Here is an 18,037-nt window from a genome sequence, read left to right on the forward strand (position 1 = left end):
TTTTTAGTATCGTTTTTTAGCTGATGACCTCGGCATACAAATCAAAATCTGCAGCATCGGTAATTTTAACCTTTGTAAACTCTCCAGTTTTTAGATATACTTTAGAGGCATCAATTAACACTTCATTATCCACATCTGGTGAATCAAATTCGGTACGCCCTACAAAGTAGTCGCCTTCTTTTCTATCGATTACCACCTTAAGCTCTTGTCCGATTTTTTCTTGATTCAATTCCCATGAAATTTGAGATTGAATTTCCATGATTTCATTAGCACGCTCTTGCTTCACTTCTTCAGGAACATCATCCTCTAAATTATAAGCATGAGTATTTTCTTCGTGTGAATATGTAAAACAACCCATACGTTCAAAACGCATTTCGCGAACCCATTCTCTCAACTCTTCGAAATCTTCCTGAGTTTCTCCAGGGTATCCAACAATTAGAGTTGTACGAATAGTCATTCCAGGAACTGTTTCTCTAAAAGCCTTTAGTAATTTGGTCGTCTTTTCTTTGGTGGTACCGCGACGCATACTCTTTAAAATAGAGTCACTAATATGTTGTAAAGGAATATCTAAATAATTACAAATTTTAGGCTCGCGATTCATAAGATCTAAAACATCCATCGGGAATCCTGTTGGAAAAGCATAATGCAGACGAATCCACTCAATACCTTCTACCTTAACTAGGTTTTCTAAAAGTTCGGCTAGATTTCTTTTTTTATAAATATCTAATCCGTAGTAAGTTAAATCCTGAGCAATTAATATTAATTCCTTAACACCATTTGCAGCTAATTTTTCAGCTTCAATCACAAGGTTTTCAATGGGTGTACTTTTGTGTTTCCCTCTCATTATAGGAATAGCACAAAAACTACACGGTCTATCACAACCTTCTGCGATTTTTAAATAAGCATAATTTTTAGGCGTTGTCGTTAGACGCTCCCCTATTAATTCGTGTTTATAATCGGCACCTAATGCTTTTAAAAGTCCAGGAAGTTCTGTGGTACCAAAATACTGATCCACATTAGGAATTTCCTTTTCTAAGTCCGGCTTATAGCGCTCTGATAAACATCCGGTAACAAACACCTTATCTACTTCACCATCTTCTTTTTTCTGCATGTACTCTAAAATGGTATTTACACTTTCCTCTTTGGCATTATTTATAAAGCCACAAGTGTTAATAACCACTATATTTCCTTCCTCTTCATGTGCTACCTCCTTACCGCTCGCTTTTAATTGTCCCATTAAAACCTCACTATCGTAGACATTTTTGCTACAACCTAAAGTGATGACATTGATTTTGTTCTTCTTAAGTGATTTAGTACGCATATAATAATTTTGGATTGCAAAGATACAACGATAATTAAACCTTTTCTATATTTTAAGATTTAAAACGAATAGCCTCTTTTAGCAATCGTGTTTTTTTAATGTGAAAGTCTTTTATATTGAATTACAAAAGACTGTTTAACTGATTCTAAGTTGGTTGTGTTATAACCAACTCCTATTGGAAACAAAAATTGAAGCTGTATTAGAGCTTCAATTTTTACTATCTATTTTAAGGGATGAGCTATTTAAAAAAAGAATCTACAAACTCATATTTATTAAAAACTTGTAAATCTTCAATACCTTCACCTACCCCAATATACTTTACAGGAATTTTAAATTGATCTGAGATCCCGATAACCACACCTCCTTTTGCCGTTCCATCTAATTTAGTCACTGCCAATGAGGTTACCTCTGTAGCTGCCGTAAATTGTTTAGCTTGCTCGAAAGCATTTTGACCGGTAGAACCATCTAATACTAATAATACATCATGAGGCGCATCGCCAACCACTTTTTGCATCACGCGTTTTACTTTCGTCAACTCGTTCATTAGGTTAATTTTGTTGTGCAAACGACCTGCTGTATCAATTATAATAACATCGGCATCTTGAGTCACCCCAGACTGTAAAGCATCGAAAGCAACACTTGCAGGATCACTTCCCATTTCCTGACGTACCATTGGTACATCTACGCGATCTGCCCAAACTTGTAATTGATCGATAGCCGCCGCTCTAAATGTATCGGCAGCACCAAGAACAACTTTTAAACCTTTCTTTTTAAACTGATAGGCTAATTTTCCGATGGTTGTAGTTTTACCAACCCCGTTAACACCTACGACCATGAGTACATAAGGCGTTTTTTTACCATCGGGTTGTGGAGCTAATTTAGGAATGGTATACTCCACGTCTTCACCAGAATTGGTTTCAGATAATAAACCAGCGATTTCCTCTCTTAAAATTTTATTGAGTTCGGCTGTACCGAGGTATTTATCTTTGGCTACTCGGTCTTCGATGCGGTCAATAACTTTTAGAGTCGTATTCACTCCGACATCACTAGATACCAGAACTTCCTCTAAGTTATCTAATACATCCTCATCTACTTTCGATTTACCTGCGACCGCCTTACTTAGTTTACCTAAAAAAGACGTACTCGTTTTTTCTAATCCTTTATCTAAGGTTTCTTTTTTTTCTGAAGAAAATATTTTTTTAAAAAAACTCATATTATTGTGTGTTGGCTATACAATTAAAGGCCGTTGTTAACTATGGTCTAAACAACTTACCTAAAGGCTCTATAACAAATTTTAAGCCTTTTTTAACAAACTGAAAATTTGTCATTAAAACTGACGTAAAGAAAAGCAATATTATATAAAAACAAAAGCCGCTTTCTAAACGAAAGCAGCTTACTGTAAATTTTATATAAGAAGTAGAACTTATTTTTTGAAAAATTCCTCTACTAATTCTGGTGCCATAATTGATTCAACAAACATGTAAGCTCCTGTTTTTGGAGACTTTACCATTTTTATTGCTTTTGATAATCTCTTAGATCCTGTCTGTAATGATGCTACTGATTTCTTTGCCATGACTCAATTATTTTATTTCTTTATGAACTGTCATACGCTTAAGAATTGGATTAAATTTCTTAATCTCCATTCTATCTGGCGTGTTTTTCTTGTTTTTTGTTGTAATATAACGAGAAGTTCCTGGTTTCCCAGACTCTTTATGCTCCGTACATTCTAATATTACCTGTACTCTGTTGCCTTTTTTTGCCATTTTCTTATGCTTTTAAACCGTTTTGGCTATTATTTTAAAAATCCTTTAGATTTAGCATCTTTAATCGCTGCCGCAATTCCAATCTTATTGATTGTTTTTAATGCTGATGCAGAAACTTTTAAAGTTACCCACTTATCTTCCTCAGCAATGAAAAAACGCTTCTTTAATAAGTTCACGTTGAATTTACGCTTCGTTCTATTCTTTGCGTGCGACACGTTGTTTCCAACCATCGCTACTTTTCCTGTAAGTTCACAAACTCTTGACATTACTATATAACTTTAAAAATGATGTTATTAAAAATCGAGGTGCAAATATATAAAATGTTTTAGTAAAGTCAATCTGTTTTTCAGCAATTTTTCTAAATTTCTTTTTTCAAAAGCTCTAAAGCCTTATTAACAGCCTTGTTTAGTACTCTTTCGCGATTACTTCCTAATTGCAATTTTTGTGAAACTACTTTATTTTCTGAAGCAAAAGCAATAAAAACAGTTCCAACTTCGGCACCCGAGTCCCCTTTTAAAGGTCCGGCGTTGCCAGTTGTTGATATAGCATAATCACTTTTATATAATATCCTTGCTTTTTTCGCCATAGATTCTGCCACCTCAGCACTTACTACAGAATGTGCTTCAATTAGCGCTTCAGGCACGCCTAAGATGTCTATTTTACTTTGAGTAGCATAGGTTACCAAACCGCCTTTAAAGAACGCAGAGGCTCCCGCACTTGCTGTAAATAATTCAGCCATCTTACCTCCAGTACAACTTTCTGCTAAGGCTAGGGTTTTACCCGATTTAACAAGGCGTTTTGCAATTACAAGCTCTAAGTCGCCATCCTCCTCTTCTATACCAACAAACTCCTCCGAGATAAGCGGGAGTAGCTTTTGAATTTCGGCATTTACAGTCTGAGTGATAAGGTCATTATTGATACCAATAGCAGACAAACGCAATCTTACTTTACCAAAATTTGGCAAGTAAGCCAATTTTATATACTCCGGAAGATTAGATTCCCAAACCGAAATTTTCTCAGCAAGAAGACTCTCACCAACGCCATAAGTGATTACGGTTTTATGAAGTATGTAGGGACGTTTGTACTTGGTTTTTAGTTTAGGAATAACTTCATTTTCCATTAACAAGCGCATCTCATAAGGCACACCGGGTAGAGAAATAAAGACTTTGTTATTCTTCTCTATCCACATACCTGGAGCACTCCCTACAGTATTCATTAACGCTTGTGCTTGCGATGGTATTAAGGCTTGATCTAAGTTTACTTGTTGCAGGGGTTGCTTGACATAATCACGCCATAAACGTTCTATATTTTCGGTTACAGCTTGGTTACGCACCAAATGATCATTAAAATACGTACAAATAGTATGCTTGGTAATATCGTCTTTGGTAGGACCAAGACCACCGGTTACAATAATAATATCGGCATTCGCTTCGGCTTCTGCCAAGGCTTTTAGAATATGCTCTTTATCATCTTGAATAGAGGTGATTTGATACACAGAAACACCAATAGAATTCAGAATTTTTCCTATAAATGCCGAGTTAGTATCAACAATTTGACCTATTAGAATTTCGTCGCCAATAGTTATAATTTCTGCTTGCATTAATTACAAATTAAAATCTACTTTCAATTCATTGGAAGCAGCCTTTATAGCTTTTAATACTTTTTGAAGTTGCATAGAAACATCTTCATCTCTTTTTTCAAATTTACCCCAGTCTTGAATATCTACAAGCTCGTTTAAAACACCTAATTCGAACACATCGATAGTAGGTTTCATTTTATGAGCCGTTTGGTAAGTTAACATGTAATTTTCATTCTCTACAGCCTCTTTTAATGTATTTGCATCAGCAGGGACTTCTTCTAAAAAGGTTTGCGCTAAGGCTATTAAAAACTCCTCATCATTATCCGCTAACTCTCTTAACCGATGCAATTTATAGCTATTTTCCATTATTTTACTGTGATTGAAAACATTTCGTTTTGTTCAATAAATCCTTTTAATTTGTCGTTGGCATTTACTTTGCCAACTCCTGAGGGTGTACCCGTAAAGATAATGTCTCCAATCTTTAAAGTAAAATATTTCGAGACATATTCGATAATTTCATCAATTTTCCAAAGCATCAAACGCGTATTCCCTTCTTGAACAAGGGTCTCGTTTTTCACTAGTGAAAAATTCAAATTCTCTAGGTTATCAAACTCACTTTTAGGTATCCATTTCCCTATTACTGCGGCCCCATCAAACGCTTTTGCCTTTTCCCAGGGCAGTCCTTTTGCTTTTAAATCCTGTTGCAAATCACGTGCCGTAAAGTCAATTCCTAAGCCAATTTCATCATAATATTTGTGGGCAAATTTTTTATCAATATACTTCCCGACCTTATTAATCTTTACTAAAATTTCAACCTCATGATGTACATCATTCGAAAATTCAGGAATAAAAAACGGCTGTTTTTTTAACAAGATTGCCGTATCTGGTTTTAAAAACACAACGGGATCTGTTGGCTTTTCATTATTGAGTTCTGCAATGTGATCGGTATAATTTCTACCTATACAAATTAGTTTCATATGGATTATATATTATAAAAACAGCAGTACTAATTGCTTATATTTTATTGTTGAATGCGCGTAGTTTTATCGCTGTTAGCACTTTTTTAGTGTACAAAGGAAAGTCGGCATTTAACAACCACCCGAAGTAACCAGGTTCTTTATCTAAAACGTCTTCTACTGCTTTACCTTTATGTTTTCCAAAAGAAAAACACTCTACACCTTCTTTATTATACGCTATAAATCCAGCAAAATCAGCGAACTTTTTATGCGCACTAAATTCCGCTAAAAATTTAGTATCATTTTCAAGATTTTCATAACGCTCTATTTGCGCTTTTAACACTTCGTAGGTAGCCATAGTATCTGCTTCTGCAGAATGCGCATTTTCTAAACTCTGGTCGCAATAAAACTTATAGGCTGCACTTAGTGTGCGTTGTTCCATCTTATGAAAAATGGTTTGCACATCGATAGCTACCCTATTTTTCATATCAAAATCCACCTCAGCACGTAACATTTCTTCGGCTAAAAGCGGGATATCAAAACGATTAGAATTAAAACCTGCCAGATCACAATCTTTAATCATAGCATTAATCTCTTTTGACAAGGCCTTAAAAGTAGGCTCGTTTGCCACCTTTTCATCGGTAATTCCGTGAATTGCACTGGTTTCTGCCGGTATTGGCATTTCTGGATTTACCAACCAGGTTTTACTTTCTTTATTGCCGTTTGGAAATACTTTTAAAATTGAAATTTCGACGACGCGATCCTTAGAAATATTAATACCTGTCGTTTCTAAATCGAAAAAACAAATGGGCTTTTTGAGATTTAATTGCATGGAATTGTTGTATGATTTATGCAAATATAATTTTATTATACTACTTTTACTTTGTTAGCATTTTAATTATTTAAAACTTTACAGCTATTCCCTAAAACGATTTAAATATGATTATTAGAAAAGCCACAAAAAAAGATTCTGATTCGATAGCCACATTATTATTACTTGCAATGGAAGATATTGCCTATAAATTAGTGACTGAAAATGATTACGATAAAGCGAAACGGTTTTTAAAATATTTTATTGAGAAAGAGAATAACCAGTACTCTTATGAGAACTGTACTGTAGTTGAAAATGACAATACTATTATCGCTGCTGTAAACATTTATGACGGCGGACAATTAGAGACTTTACGCGCGCCTATAATTAAATATATCCGCACCTTTTACAACTCCCAAATACATATTGAAAACGAAACACAAGCAGGAGAATTTTACATCGATGCTTTAGGCGTTTGCGAATCGCAACAAGGATTAGGTATTGGCTCAAAACTTTTAAAGCACCTTATCGAAGAGTATGTAACCAAGCGTAAAGTGACTTTAGGCTTACTGGTTGATAAAACCAATCCGAATGCTAAAAAATTATATTTAAAATTAGGTTTTATACCTGTAGGAGAGAAAACATTACTAAGCTACCATTTAGATCATATGCAAATAACTCCTTAAAAATAAAAGAATAACAAGTGGTGATTCACTACGAGTTATAACAAAAAAAGCACAGTTTAAAAACTGTGCTTTTTTATTATGGTTTACTGGTTGTTACCCCCGTTTTATAATTCTCTTTTAACATCCCAAGCTTCTAGGTAATCTTTAACAGCTTTTACAAACTGACCTCCAAGCGCACCGTTTACAACTCTATGGTCGTAAGAGTGAGACAAGAACATTTTGTATCGGATACCAATAAAATCACCATCTGGTGTTTCAATTACTGCAGGCACTTTACGAATAGCACCTAAAGCTAATATCCCTACTTGTGGCTGATTAATAATTGGTGTTCCCATAATACTTCCAAAAGTCCCTACGTTCGTCACCGTGTAAGTTCCTCCTTGAATATCGTCTGGCTTTAATTTATTCTCACGTGCTCTAGTAGCTAAATCATTAACTTGCTTAGTCATTCCAACTAAATTAAGTTGATCTGCATTTTTAATTACTGGAACAATTAAATCACCACTTGGTAAGGCCGCAGCCATCCCTAAGTTAATATTTTTCTTCTTGATAATTTTATCTCCTTGTAACGAGATATTCATCATTGGGAAATCGCGTAATGCTTTTGCAATAGCTTCCATAAATATCGGAGTAAACGTTAAGTTCTCTCCTTCGCGCTTCATAAAGCTATCTTTTACTTTCTTTCTCCAGTTCCAGATATTAGTTACATCTGCCTCAATAAAACTCTGTACGTGTGCACTCGTTTGTACCGATTCTACCATGTGATGAGCAACTAATTTACCCATTCTAGTCATTTCGATAATTTCATCTTCACCACTTGCAACAACTGGAGCTGCCTGCTTAACAGGAGCTTGTTTTGGTGCTGCGGTTGCTGGAGCAGCAGCTTGTGCTGGTTTCGAAGATCGCGTTTCTAAATAAGATAACATATCGTTTTTAGTCACACGTCCATCTTTACCTGTACCAGGAACAGCATCTAATTCAGCTTGTGAAACGCCTTCCTTTTTCGCCATGTTCTTAACTAATGGAGAATAGAAGCGGTCGTCATTAGATTCTATTGGTGCCGCAGTTTCTTGAGCAGAAACTACTGTTTGCTCTACCTCTTTAACTTGTGCCGGAGCTTCGGCTGTATTACTCTTTGGTGCTTCAGTGGTTTCACTACCTTCACCATCTGTTTCTATAATCGCTATGGTTTGTCCTACCTGAACAACATCGTCTGCATTAAATAGCTTTTCAACTAAAACCCCATCTACCTCACTTGGCACTTCACTATCCACCTTATCAGTTGCAATTTCTAAAACTGCTTCATCTGCTTCAATTGTATCACCAACTTCTTTAAGCCAAGAGGTTATTGTTGCTTCTGCAACGCTTTCTCCCATTTTTGGTAACTTAAGTTCAAATCTTGCCATATCAATAATTTATAGATCTATTTTCTTTTTTAGAGTGTAAAATTAATAAAAAATAGTCGATTTCTTTCACTATTCAATATAATTCTACTGTTATAGTTTTGTTATTTTATGAATTAAAAAGGAATAACCTCTCCTCTTGATTTAGAAGAGTCGCTTCCGAGGATAAAATTAGAGTTTTTAGGTAGAATTTTAAAAGTAAATTTTTTATTTTTTTCAGATTCAGAAATTTCCTTGATTATGTCTTTAAAACTCACAAAATTAGCATCAAAAATAATTTCAGATTGGCTAGCTGCTTCAGTGCTATTAGAAATGGCATTTACTGGAAATGAAAATCGCTTCTGATAATCGGTAGCAGCTCCCGAGCCGCGAATGCAAGATGATTTCTTTATTAATTTAGCGTCAGGCTTTTCTGTTTTTAAACGACTAGCCATTTGAATCCCTAACCATACCAAGCCATTAAAAATAAGATTACTTTTAAAATGTTTTTTATAAAAAATTTGCATGGCGCCATAAAAACGCTTCGCATACTCTTTATCTTTTAAAGTACTTTCTCCTTTATAATGTATAACTGTTGTTTTACCATAATAGTAATTACTATACCCAGCTTGAAGCACTTTATATGACAAATCGATATCTTCTCCATACATAAAATAGTCTTCATCAAAACCACCAACACGCTTATAAACGTCATGCTTCATTAGCATAAATGCACCAACGAAAACGGGGGCTTCTCCAATAGCGTCTTCAGTTAAGGTATTTACATAATACAGCGTATCGTGACCCAACATTTTTGTTATTGCCACCTGAGGTGTTGGAACGTGTCGTTTACTTTCGGGAAGAAAACGCCCTGTACCATCTATTAATCGGCATCCAAGAATACCTAAATTAGCAGTATTCTCAGCAAATTTTAACAGCTCAGTAAAAGTATCTTCTCCTACCACTGTATCGGGATTAAGAATACAAACATACTCCCCATTAGCTTTTTGAAACCCTAGGTTATTCCCTTTAGAAAACCCTGAGTTCTCTTTGTTTTCGATTAGAATTACATTGGGAAACTTTTCTTTTATCATCACACAGCTGTCGTCTTTCGAATCATTATCGACAACGATAATTTCTGCATCAATAGGTGCAATAGCAGCTTCCACACTTTGAAGACACAGTTCTAAAAAGTAGCGTACATTATAATTTAATATGATTACAGAAAGCTTCAACTACCAGTTATTGTTTTAAAGAAGCCTCGAAAGGAATACGGTTTAAAATACTACGTCCTAAAGTAATTTCATCGGCATACTCTAACTCATCACCCACTGAAATACCTCTTGCAATCGTAGATGTTTTGACATCTAAGCCTTGAATTTGTCTAAAGATATAAAAGTTTGTCGTATCACCTTCCATGGTAGAGCTCAACGCAAATATAAGCTCCTTTACGCCTCCAGATTTCACTTTTTCTACCAAGCTCGGTATATTTAAATCGTGCGGTCCAACACCATCTATAGGCGAGATTTTCCCTCCTAGCACATGATAAATCCCTTTATGAGACGCCGTATTTTCGATCGCCATGACATCGCGAATATCTTCTACGACACATATAATTTCTTTATCGCGGTGTACACTTGAGCAAATTTCACAAATAGCTACATCACTTAAATTATGACAGGATTCACAAAATTTCAAATCATTACGCATAGCACTTAGAGCCCCTGTTAAAGTTTGCGTTTGCTCTTTTGGCTGACGCAATAAATGCAACACCAAACGCAATGCCGTTCGTTTACCTATACCCGGTAATTGAGACACTTCGCCCACTGCTTTTTCTAATAGTTTAGATGAAAATTCCATAGTCGCAAATTTACTACTTTTTTAAATTTTTGTTGAGCATTATCCGACTATATTTTAATCCCTAATTAAAGCGCTACAACTAACTTTATTTGTATTTTTGAGGCACCGAAATTTATCTTATACCATGTCTGCAACTCAAATTATCCTATTAATTGCCGCTTATTTTGGAGTGTTAATTTTAATATCCTACCTCACCGGGAAAGAAGATTCTAACGCTGCTTTTTTTAAAGCTAATAAGTCCGCACCTTGGTACTTGGTTGCTTTTGGAATGATTGGCGCTTCATTATCTGGAGTCACCTTTATATCGGTGCCAGGAGCTGTAGAAACCAAACAGTTTGGATACTTTCAAGTGGTATTGGGCTATTTTTTTGGCTACCTAGTCATTGCTTACGTTTTACTACCACTATACTATCGGATGAATTTAATCTCCATTTACTCCTACCTTAAAGAGCGATTTGGAATGGTGAGCTACAAAACAGGATCGGTAGCTTTTTTAATTTCTAGAACCGTAGGCGCTGCCTTTAGACTCTTTTTAGTAGCCAAGGTATTACAGCTATTAATTTTCAATCAGTTTGGTATTCCATTTCCCATTACTGTTATTTTCACCATTGCTTTAATTTGGCTCTACACCTTTAAAGGCGGTATAAAAACCATCATTTTTACCGATACCTTACAGACACTTTTTATGCTAATTTCGGTGGTAGTCACCATTTCCTTTTTAGCTTCTGCATTAGATTTAAACAGTATTTCGGCCGTTATTTCCAATGTGAGAGCAAGTGAGATGAGTACCATTTTCTTCCTAGATGACGTTAACGATGCACAATTCTTTATTAAGAGTTTCCTGGCAGGTATGTTTATAACCATTACGATGACCGGTTTAGACCAAGATATGATGCAAAAAAACCTAACCTGTAGAAATCTAAAGGATGCTCAAAAAAACATGATTGTATTTAGCATCGTTCTTATCGCTGTCAACTTATTATTTTTAGCCTTAGGTTTATTACTCACACAATATGCTCAACAACACGGTATAACTGCCAACAAAGATGATTTATTCCCAACAATAGCTATGCTCCCAGAGATAGGCATGGTCACTTCAGCTTTCTTTTTATTGGGACTTATTGCTGCTGCGTATTCTAGTGCCGACTCGGCCTTAACATCCTTAACCACATCCTTCTGTATCGATATTATCGATTTAGAGAAAAGACCTGAAGACCGTCAGAAAAAAATCAGAAAACAGGTTCATATTATGGTGAGTATCATCTTAATTATTGTAATTATTTTGTTCGATACTATTTTTAAGGACGTTTCTGTCATCTGGGAATTATTTAAAGCTGCAGGATACACCTATGGTCCGTTATTAGGTTTATTTGCCTTCGGGATATACACTAAAAAACAAATAAAAGACCAACACGTATGGATAATAGCTATTGTAGCGCCCATATTATCCTACATTTTAAATATGTATTCGGTAGATCTATTTAATGGTTACCAAATTGGTTTCGAAATACTAATCGTAAACGGATTAATTATGGCTTTAGGTTTATTTTTAATTTCTAAAAAGAAAACACCTATTACGGCCTAGTAATTAATATTGATTGGTTGACAATAACACTAAGGTACACGCCACCTCATAATCTATCCCTTCTGCTTTTAAAAGGTCATAGAATTCAGGGTTTTCGGTTCCGGGGTTAAAAATAACACGCTTTGGACTCAACCCCATAATGTAATTATAATACTCTTTTTGACGTTCCGGATTTAAGTACAACGTAACGGTATCAATATTTTTATAAGGTTTTAACTCGGTATCTATTACCACGCCTCGAACCTCACCTTCACGTAAACCAATTGCCACAGTTTCATGATTGTAATCAGCTAACCTATTAATGGCAATATTAGAATACCGACTCGGCTTTAACGAGGCTCCAATAACAACTGTTTTTTTACTCATATTTAATTTGTTTTAATAATGTATATGTATGTTCTCTTATTTAATAGCATAAATTAAGATCTGCAACTCTATTGTAGAATTAAGAGACAGTCAAAGTACAAAATATACTTTTTGTTAAAAACACCTTTATACTTTTCTTATAAGACTTTAGATTCACCCAAACACACAACCCTCTGACTGCAAGCTTCTTAAGATTAATCCTATTTGTAGAATTTTTATTACTAATATAAACTTAATGCAATGTTAAACTTGTACTAAACTGCTAGAAATGAGAAAACAACTCCTTTTTATTGCCTTATCTTTGCAGTAATAATTTAAATCATACTTCGATTTTTTAATTATTGTTGATTAATAGCAAAAAAATCCTAGGAATTAATTTCTAGGATTTTTTATTTAGAGAATGAAAGGCTTTGGTCTTTCATTTATACAGAAAGCAGTTTAAGAATTATATTTTATTTGAATTAGTCTTCCTTTTTATAAAATTCTCACAACCACTTAACGTATATACATTAAAAATCCCAAAGCATGCTTCGGGATTTTTTTATTTTATTGACAAAACCAAGTCGGTTTGGACTCCTGGATTACCATTTAAGAATAACACTTCCCCAAGTAAAACCACTTCCAAAAGCAGCTAAAACTACGGTATCACCAGTTTTTATTTTTCCTTGCTCCCAAGCTTCTGTTAAAGCAATAGGAATAGAAGCTGCCGTTGTGTTTCCGTATTTTTGAATATTATTAAACACTTGGTCATCGCTTAATTGAAATTTCTTTTGAATAAACTGTGAGATTCTCAAATTCGCTTGGTGCGGAATTAACATATCAATATCTTCAGGGGTTAATTTATTTTTCTGAAGCCCCTCCATAATCACTTCACTAAAACGGACTACAGCATTTTTAAATACAAACTGTCCATTCATATGCGGAAAATAACTCTCATCGTTTGGATCGTTATCGGCAATAATATCATTTACCCAGCGCTTGCCCATTCCTGGAGCGACTAATACCAATTCTTCGGCATGCTCCCCTTGAGAGTGCAGGTGTGTAGATAAAATTCCTTTAGACGTATCTTCTTCACGTGTTAAAACTGCTGCTCCAGCACCATCTCCAAAAATAACTGAAACGCCACGTCCGCGAGTTGTTTTATCTAATCCATGAGAGTGTAACTCTGACCCAATAACTAAAATGTTTTTATACATTCCAGTTTTTATAAAATTATCGGCTACAGAAATAGCATATACAAAGCCCGAACATTGGTTACGAATATCTAACGCACCCACGGTCTTAATATTTAGTGCTTCTTGAACTTGAACTCCTGGACCAGGAAAATACATATCCGGACTCAAGGTTGCAAAAATTATAAAATCGATTTCATCTTTATCAATTCCTGCCCGCTCGATAGCTATTTTTGCGGCTTTTACCCCCATAGAGGATGTCGTATCACCAGAATCTTTCACCCAGCGACGCTCTTTAATCCCCGTACGTTCTTGAATCCATTCGTCGTTGGTATCCATTAATTGAGACAACTCATCATTGGTGACAACGTTTTCTGGAACAAAATGACCTAAGCCTATAATTTTTGAATTATACATAAATTTCTATTTAATCGTAAAAGTTACCAATAACTCTTCAACATAAAAAGTTATTCGGGCGCAATTTAACCTTTTCAGCCCGTAGTACACAAAATTATTTTTTAATAAAAGTAAGAAATCAATATTGACAGTTTGTCACTTTTTATCTATTGGCATTTTTGTTGACTATTATATTTCCACGAGTTAAACAACAAACAACTTCTCGATCTATCGAGAAAAAAATAAATTAATTATTATGGCAAAAGGAAATATTAATGTTTCTGTAGAAAATATTTTTCCGCTTATTAAGAAGTTCTTATATAGTGATCACGAAATATTTTTAAGAGAATTAATTAGTAATGGTACAGATGCGACCTTAAAATTAAAACATTTAACAAGCATCGGGGAATCTAAATCTGAGTATGGTAATCCTTTTATCGAAGTTAAAATCGATAAAGAAGGAAAAAAACTACACATTATCGATCAAGGTTTAGGAATGACTGCCGAGGAGGTAGAGAAATACATTAACCAAGTTGCTTTTTCTGGAGCTGAAGAGTTTTTAGACAAATATAAAGACTCAGCAAAAGACTCTGGGATTATTGGTCATTTCGGATTAGGTTTTTACTCAGCATTTATGGTGGCTGAAAAAGTAGAAATCCTGACAAAATCGCATAAAGCTGATGAGCCTGCTGCTCACTGGGTGTGTGACGGGTCTCCTGAATTCACTTTAGATACTTGCGACAAACAAGATCGAGGAACAGAAATTATTTTACATATCGCAGAGGATTCTACCGAGTTTTTAGAAGACAGTAGAATTAGTGCTTTATTACAGAAGTATAACAAGTTTATGCCTATTCCAATTAAATTTGGAACAAAAGAAGAAACACTACCTCTTCCTGAAGATGCAAAAGAAGATGCAACACCAGAGAAAATAACTGTCGATAACTTTATTAACAACCCTAACCCGGCGTGGACAAAACAACCAACGGAGTTAGAGGATAAAGATTACAAAAGTTTCTATAGAGAGTTGTACCCAACACAATTCGAAGAACCTTTATTCCATATTCACTTAAATGTTGATTACCCTTTTAATCTTACTGGAATTTTATACTTCCCGAAGATGACTCAGGATATGGCGATGCAAAAAGATAAAATTCAATTGTACCAAAACCAAGTTTACGTTACAGATAACGTAGAGGGTATTGTACCTGAATTCTTAACTATGCTTCGCGGAGTAATTGATTCTCCAGACATTCCATTAAACGTATCGCGTTCTTACTTACAAGCCGATGGAGCGGTAAAGAAAATATCATCTTACATTACTCGTAAAGTAGCCGATAAACTGAAGTCTCTTTTTAATGAAAACCGTGAGGATTTCGAAAGCAAATGGAACGATATTAAAGTTGTTATCGAATACGGAATGCTTTCTGAAGATAAATTCTTCGAAAAAGCCGATGCCTTTGCATTATACCCAACAGTAGATGGTAATTACTACACTTACGAGGAGTTAACAGAAAAAATCAAAGAGAACCAAACAGATAAAGATGGTAAATTAATACTTCTTTATGCTAGTGATACCGATGCACAACACACGTATATTGAGGCTGCTAAAGCTAAAAATTACGAGGTTCTATTATTAGATTCTCCAATCGTACCTCACCTAATGCAAAAACTAGAAAGCACGAAAGAAAACATTACGTTTGCTCGTGTAGATGCGGATTCTATTGATAAATTAATCAAAAAAGAAGACTCAGCAATTTCTAAATTAAGTGAAGACGAAACAAAAACTTTAGACGAGCTTTTAAAAGAAGTCATTCCTTCAGAAAAGTTTATGGTACAGCTAGAAGCTTTAGATAGCGATGCTGCTCCATTTATGATTACGCAACCAGAGTTTATGCGTCGTATGAAAGAAATGCAAGCTTCTGGAGGTGGTGGTATGTTTGGCATGGGTAATATGCCAGAAATGTACAACCTTGTGGTTAATACAAACTCTGCATTAGTTGGCGATATTTTAGCCACTGAAGCTAAAGAGAAAAAAGAACAATTAATTACACAAAGTTTAGATTTAGCACGTTTATCTCAAGGTCTTTTAAAAGGAAAAGAGCTAAGTGACTTTATAAAACGTAGTTACGAGATGATCAAATAATAGCTAGTCTATTCTATTTGACACCTATTTAATAGAAATCCACTTCATCCTTTTGAAGTGGATTTTTTTATTTACTTTTACTTATTAGGCAGAACCTATACTCGACATAAAACCTAATGAGACTTTATAGTCAACTACCAATAAACGCATATATAAATGGTACTAAAAAAACAAATCAACACCTTATTTGCTTTTGTGTTAATCGCCTGTCTGTCATTAACCACAACAGCGCAAGAAAAAGCAAAACCCGTCTTCGAAAACGGAGAAGCTCAAATTGTTAAAGCATTCAGCGACCCGAAATCGTGGATACGCCACGACCTTTGGGTAGAGACTGAAACAAACACAGATGGAGACGACCAATTAGATCGTGTTCACGTCGCAGTAACGCGTCCGCAACAAACAGAAACCGAAGGTTTACAACTACCAATTATTTACGTAACGAGTCCGTATTTTGCAGGTGTCGCTCCCGATATTGATGGTATTATGTGGGATGTAAAGCACGAACTAGGCGAGCCAGCACCAAGAGGCCGTGTACACCCGGAAGTAAAACGCCAAGGAAAACGTCCGATAATCTCAAATTCCCACCTATTAAAATGGGTCCCTCGAGGTTATATTGTTGTGCATTCTTCTTCTCCAGGAACAGGTTTATCGCAAGGTGCTCCAACCTTAGGAGGGGAAAATGAATCTTTAGCACCAAAAGCTGTTATCGATTGGTTAAACGGTCGAGCTAAGGGATATACAACGCCCGATGGTGACGAAACTGTAGATGCCTATTGGTCTACAGGAAAAGTAGGAATGACAGGTACCTCGTTTAATGGAACGCTACCTTTAGCTGCTGCTACCACTGGTGTAGACGGCTTAGAAGCTATAATCCCAATTGCACCAAACACCTCGTACTACCATTACTATAGATCTAACGGATTAGTGCGTTCTCCAGGTGGTTACTTAGGAGAAGATATTGATGTTTTATATGATTTTATTCATAGTGGAGATGAAGCAAAAAGACCTCATAACAACAAGGTGATTAGAGATACTGAATTAGTGCCTAATATGGACCGGTTAACGGGTGATTATAATGCATTTTGGGCGAGTAGAGATTATTTAAACCATATGAAACCAATGAAGGCCGCTTTATTAATGTCTCATGGTTTTAATGATTGGAATGTTATGCCGGAACACAGTTACCGTATCTACAAACAAGCAGAAAAACAAGGTATCCCATCTCAAATTTACTACCACCAACAAGGTCACGGCGGACCACCACCGTTAACCCTAATGAATCGTTGGTTTACACATTATTTACACGGGATAGATAATGGTGTCGAAAATGATGCTAAAGCGTGGATAGTTCGTGAGAACGATAAAAACGATGCGCCTACAGCATACGAGAATTTCCCAAATCCGAAGGCAGAAAAAGTAAGCTTATTTTTAGGAAAGGGCGGATTAGCCAATGGGAGTTTAAATACAACAAAACCCAAAAGAAGTATAAAAGAAACACTTACCGACAACTATAATTTTTCGGGAAGTGATTTGGCGCAAGAAGAATCATCAAAACACAGGTTGCTATACACAACACCTATTTTAAAAGAGGCTATACACCTTTCTGGAGAAGCCGAAATAACCATAAGATTATCTAGTAGTAAGTCGGCAGCAAACCTATCTGTGTGGTTAGTCTCTTTACCATGGAATACAGAGAAAAAAGCAAAAATCACAGAAAACATTATCACTCGTGGTTGGGCCGATCCTCAAAATCATAAATCGCTGTCAGAAAGCGCACCGTTAATTCCGGGAGAGTTTTATGAAATGACTTTTAAATTAATGCCAGACGATCAAATTATTCCTGCAGGTCAGCAAATTGGATTGATGATTTTTTCTAGTGATTCAGAATTTACCATTTTACCAAAACCAGGCACGAAGCTAACGGTAGATCTTCAAAACACCTCCTTAACACTACCAATTGTTGGAGGTGAATCAACTTATAAAAAAGCAACGCTTCAGTAATACTAGCGTTTCA

18 protein-coding genes are annotated in these 18,037 nt (G+C 35.5%); 4 read left to right on the forward strand and 14 right to left on the reverse strand.

Translation table 11 applies throughout. The features are described from left to right. Nucleotides 1–16 precede the first annotated feature (16 nt). From rimO to BLV64_RS00480, 9 genes are all read right to left on the reverse strand, one after another. Nucleotides 17–1,321 carry a 30S ribosomal protein S12 methylthiotransferase RimO gene (gene rimO / locus BLV64_RS00440; protein WP_092131043.1) on the reverse strand — a complete coding sequence of 435 codons (1,305 nt, stop codon included), beginning with the start codon at nucleotides 1,319–1,321 and terminating at the stop codon, nucleotides 17–19. Nucleotides 1,322–1,559: 238 nt separating this feature from the next. Continuing rightward, nucleotides 1,560–2,534 (reverse strand): signal recognition particle-docking protein FtsY, encoded by a 975-nt coding sequence (ftsY, locus tag BLV64_RS00445; protein WP_092131045.1) that lies wholly within the window; start codon nucleotides 2,532–2,534, stop codon nucleotides 1,560–1,562. 210 nt (nucleotides 2,535–2,744) lie between these two features. Continuing rightward, nucleotides 2,745–2,894 (reverse strand): DUF4295 domain-containing protein, encoded by a 150-nt coding sequence (locus BLV64_RS00450; protein WP_092131047.1) that lies wholly within the window; start codon nucleotides 2,892–2,894, stop codon nucleotides 2,745–2,747. 7 nt (nucleotides 2,895–2,901) lie between these two features. Next, nucleotides 2,902–3,084, reverse strand: a complete 183-nt coding sequence (gene rpmG / locus BLV64_RS00455) for a 50S ribosomal protein L33 (RefSeq protein WP_092131049.1) — start codon at nucleotides 3,082–3,084, stop codon at nucleotides 2,902–2,904. A gap of 29 nt (nucleotides 3,085–3,113) precedes the next feature. Then, the gene (rpmB, locus tag BLV64_RS00460) at nucleotides 3,114–3,350 is read right to left on the reverse strand and encodes a 50S ribosomal protein L28 (protein WP_092131051.1); all 237 of its coding nucleotides are present in this window, start codon (nucleotides 3,348–3,350) and stop codon (nucleotides 3,114–3,116) included. Between the two features lie 92 nt (nucleotides 3,351–3,442). Next, a complete protein-coding gene (locus BLV64_RS00465) occupies nucleotides 3,443–4,684 on the reverse strand; it encodes a CinA family nicotinamide mononucleotide deamidase-related protein (RefSeq protein ID WP_092131053.1) in 1,242 nt (413 codons plus the stop codon). A 3-nt stretch (nucleotides 4,685–4,687) separates the two neighbouring features. Beyond that, a complete protein-coding gene (locus BLV64_RS00470) occupies nucleotides 4,688–5,029 on the reverse strand; it encodes an Hpt domain-containing protein (RefSeq protein ID WP_092131054.1) in 342 nt (113 codons plus the stop codon). Next, nucleotides 5,029–5,640 (reverse strand): fumarylacetoacetate hydrolase family protein, encoded by a 612-nt coding sequence (locus BLV64_RS00475; RefSeq protein ID WP_092131056.1) that lies wholly within the window; start codon nucleotides 5,638–5,640, stop codon nucleotides 5,029–5,031. The genes BLV64_RS00470 and BLV64_RS00475 overlap by 1 nt, the downstream gene beginning before the upstream one ends. 37 nt (nucleotides 5,641–5,677) lie before the next feature. Next, the gene (locus tag BLV64_RS00480; RefSeq protein ID WP_092131057.1) at nucleotides 5,678–6,451 is read right to left on the reverse strand and encodes a 3'-5' exonuclease; all 774 of its coding nucleotides are present in this window, start codon (nucleotides 6,449–6,451) and stop codon (nucleotides 5,678–5,680) included. 107 nt (nucleotides 6,452–6,558) lie between these two features. Between BLV64_RS00480 and BLV64_RS00485 the strand changes: the two genes are divergently transcribed. Then, a complete protein-coding gene (locus BLV64_RS00485) occupies nucleotides 6,559–7,116 on the forward strand; it encodes a GNAT family N-acetyltransferase (protein ID WP_092131059.1) in 558 nt (185 codons plus the stop codon). Between the two features lie 104 nt (nucleotides 7,117–7,220). On the opposite strand, the gene BLV64_RS00490 is transcribed toward BLV64_RS00485, so the two are convergent. The 3 genes from BLV64_RS00490 to recR form a co-directional block, all read right to left on the reverse strand. Then, entirely contained in the window at nucleotides 7,221–8,522 is a 1,302-nt protein-coding gene (locus BLV64_RS00490) for a dihydrolipoamide acetyltransferase family protein (RefSeq protein WP_092131061.1), read from the reverse strand. A gap of 113 nt (nucleotides 8,523–8,635) precedes the next feature. Continuing rightward, nucleotides 8,636–9,733, reverse strand: a complete 1,098-nt coding sequence (locus BLV64_RS00495; RefSeq protein ID WP_092131063.1) for a glycosyltransferase family 2 protein — start codon at nucleotides 9,731–9,733, stop codon at nucleotides 8,636–8,638. Nucleotides 9,734–9,740: 7 nt separating this feature from the next. Continuing rightward, a complete protein-coding gene (recR, locus tag BLV64_RS00500; RefSeq protein ID WP_092131065.1) occupies nucleotides 9,741–10,358 on the reverse strand; it encodes a recombination mediator RecR in 618 nt (205 codons plus the stop codon). Between the two features lie 124 nt (nucleotides 10,359–10,482). Between recR and BLV64_RS00505 the strand changes: the two genes are divergently transcribed. Then, nucleotides 10,483–11,943, forward strand: coding sequence for a sodium:solute symporter (locus tag BLV64_RS00505; protein ID WP_092131067.1), 1,461 nt, complete (start codon nucleotides 10,483–10,485; stop codon nucleotides 11,941–11,943). 3 nt (nucleotides 11,944–11,946) lie between these two features. On the opposite strand, the gene BLV64_RS00510 is transcribed toward BLV64_RS00505, so the two are convergent. Both BLV64_RS00510 and BLV64_RS00515 read right to left on the reverse strand, forming a co-directional pair. Then, nucleotides 11,947–12,309: a CoA-binding protein gene (locus BLV64_RS00510; protein WP_092131069.1), complete on the reverse strand. Its 363-nt coding sequence runs from the start codon at nucleotides 12,307–12,309 to the stop codon at nucleotides 11,947–11,949. A gap of 581 nt (nucleotides 12,310–12,890) precedes the next feature. Further along, entirely contained in the window at nucleotides 12,891–13,898 is a 1,008-nt protein-coding gene (locus BLV64_RS00515) for a 3-oxoacyl-ACP synthase III family protein (protein ID WP_092131071.1), read from the reverse strand. Between the two features lie 235 nt (nucleotides 13,899–14,133). On the opposite strand from BLV64_RS00515, the gene htpG reads away from it, so the two are divergent. Then, the gene (gene htpG / locus BLV64_RS00520) at nucleotides 14,134–16,023 is read left to right on the forward strand and encodes a molecular chaperone HtpG (protein ID WP_092131073.1); all 1,890 of its coding nucleotides are present in this window, start codon (nucleotides 14,134–14,136) and stop codon (nucleotides 16,021–16,023) included. A gap of 156 nt (nucleotides 16,024–16,179) precedes the next feature. Beyond that, a complete protein-coding gene (locus BLV64_RS00525; protein WP_092131075.1) occupies nucleotides 16,180–18,024 on the forward strand; it encodes a Xaa-Pro dipeptidyl-peptidase in 1,845 nt (614 codons plus the stop codon). Nucleotides 18,025–18,037 lie beyond the last annotated feature (13 nt).

It is taken from the genome of Bizionia paragorgiae (genome assembly GCF_900107625.1).
Taxonomy (GTDB): domain Bacteria; phylum Bacteroidota; class Bacteroidia; order Flavobacteriales; family Flavobacteriaceae; genus Bizionia; species Bizionia paragorgiae.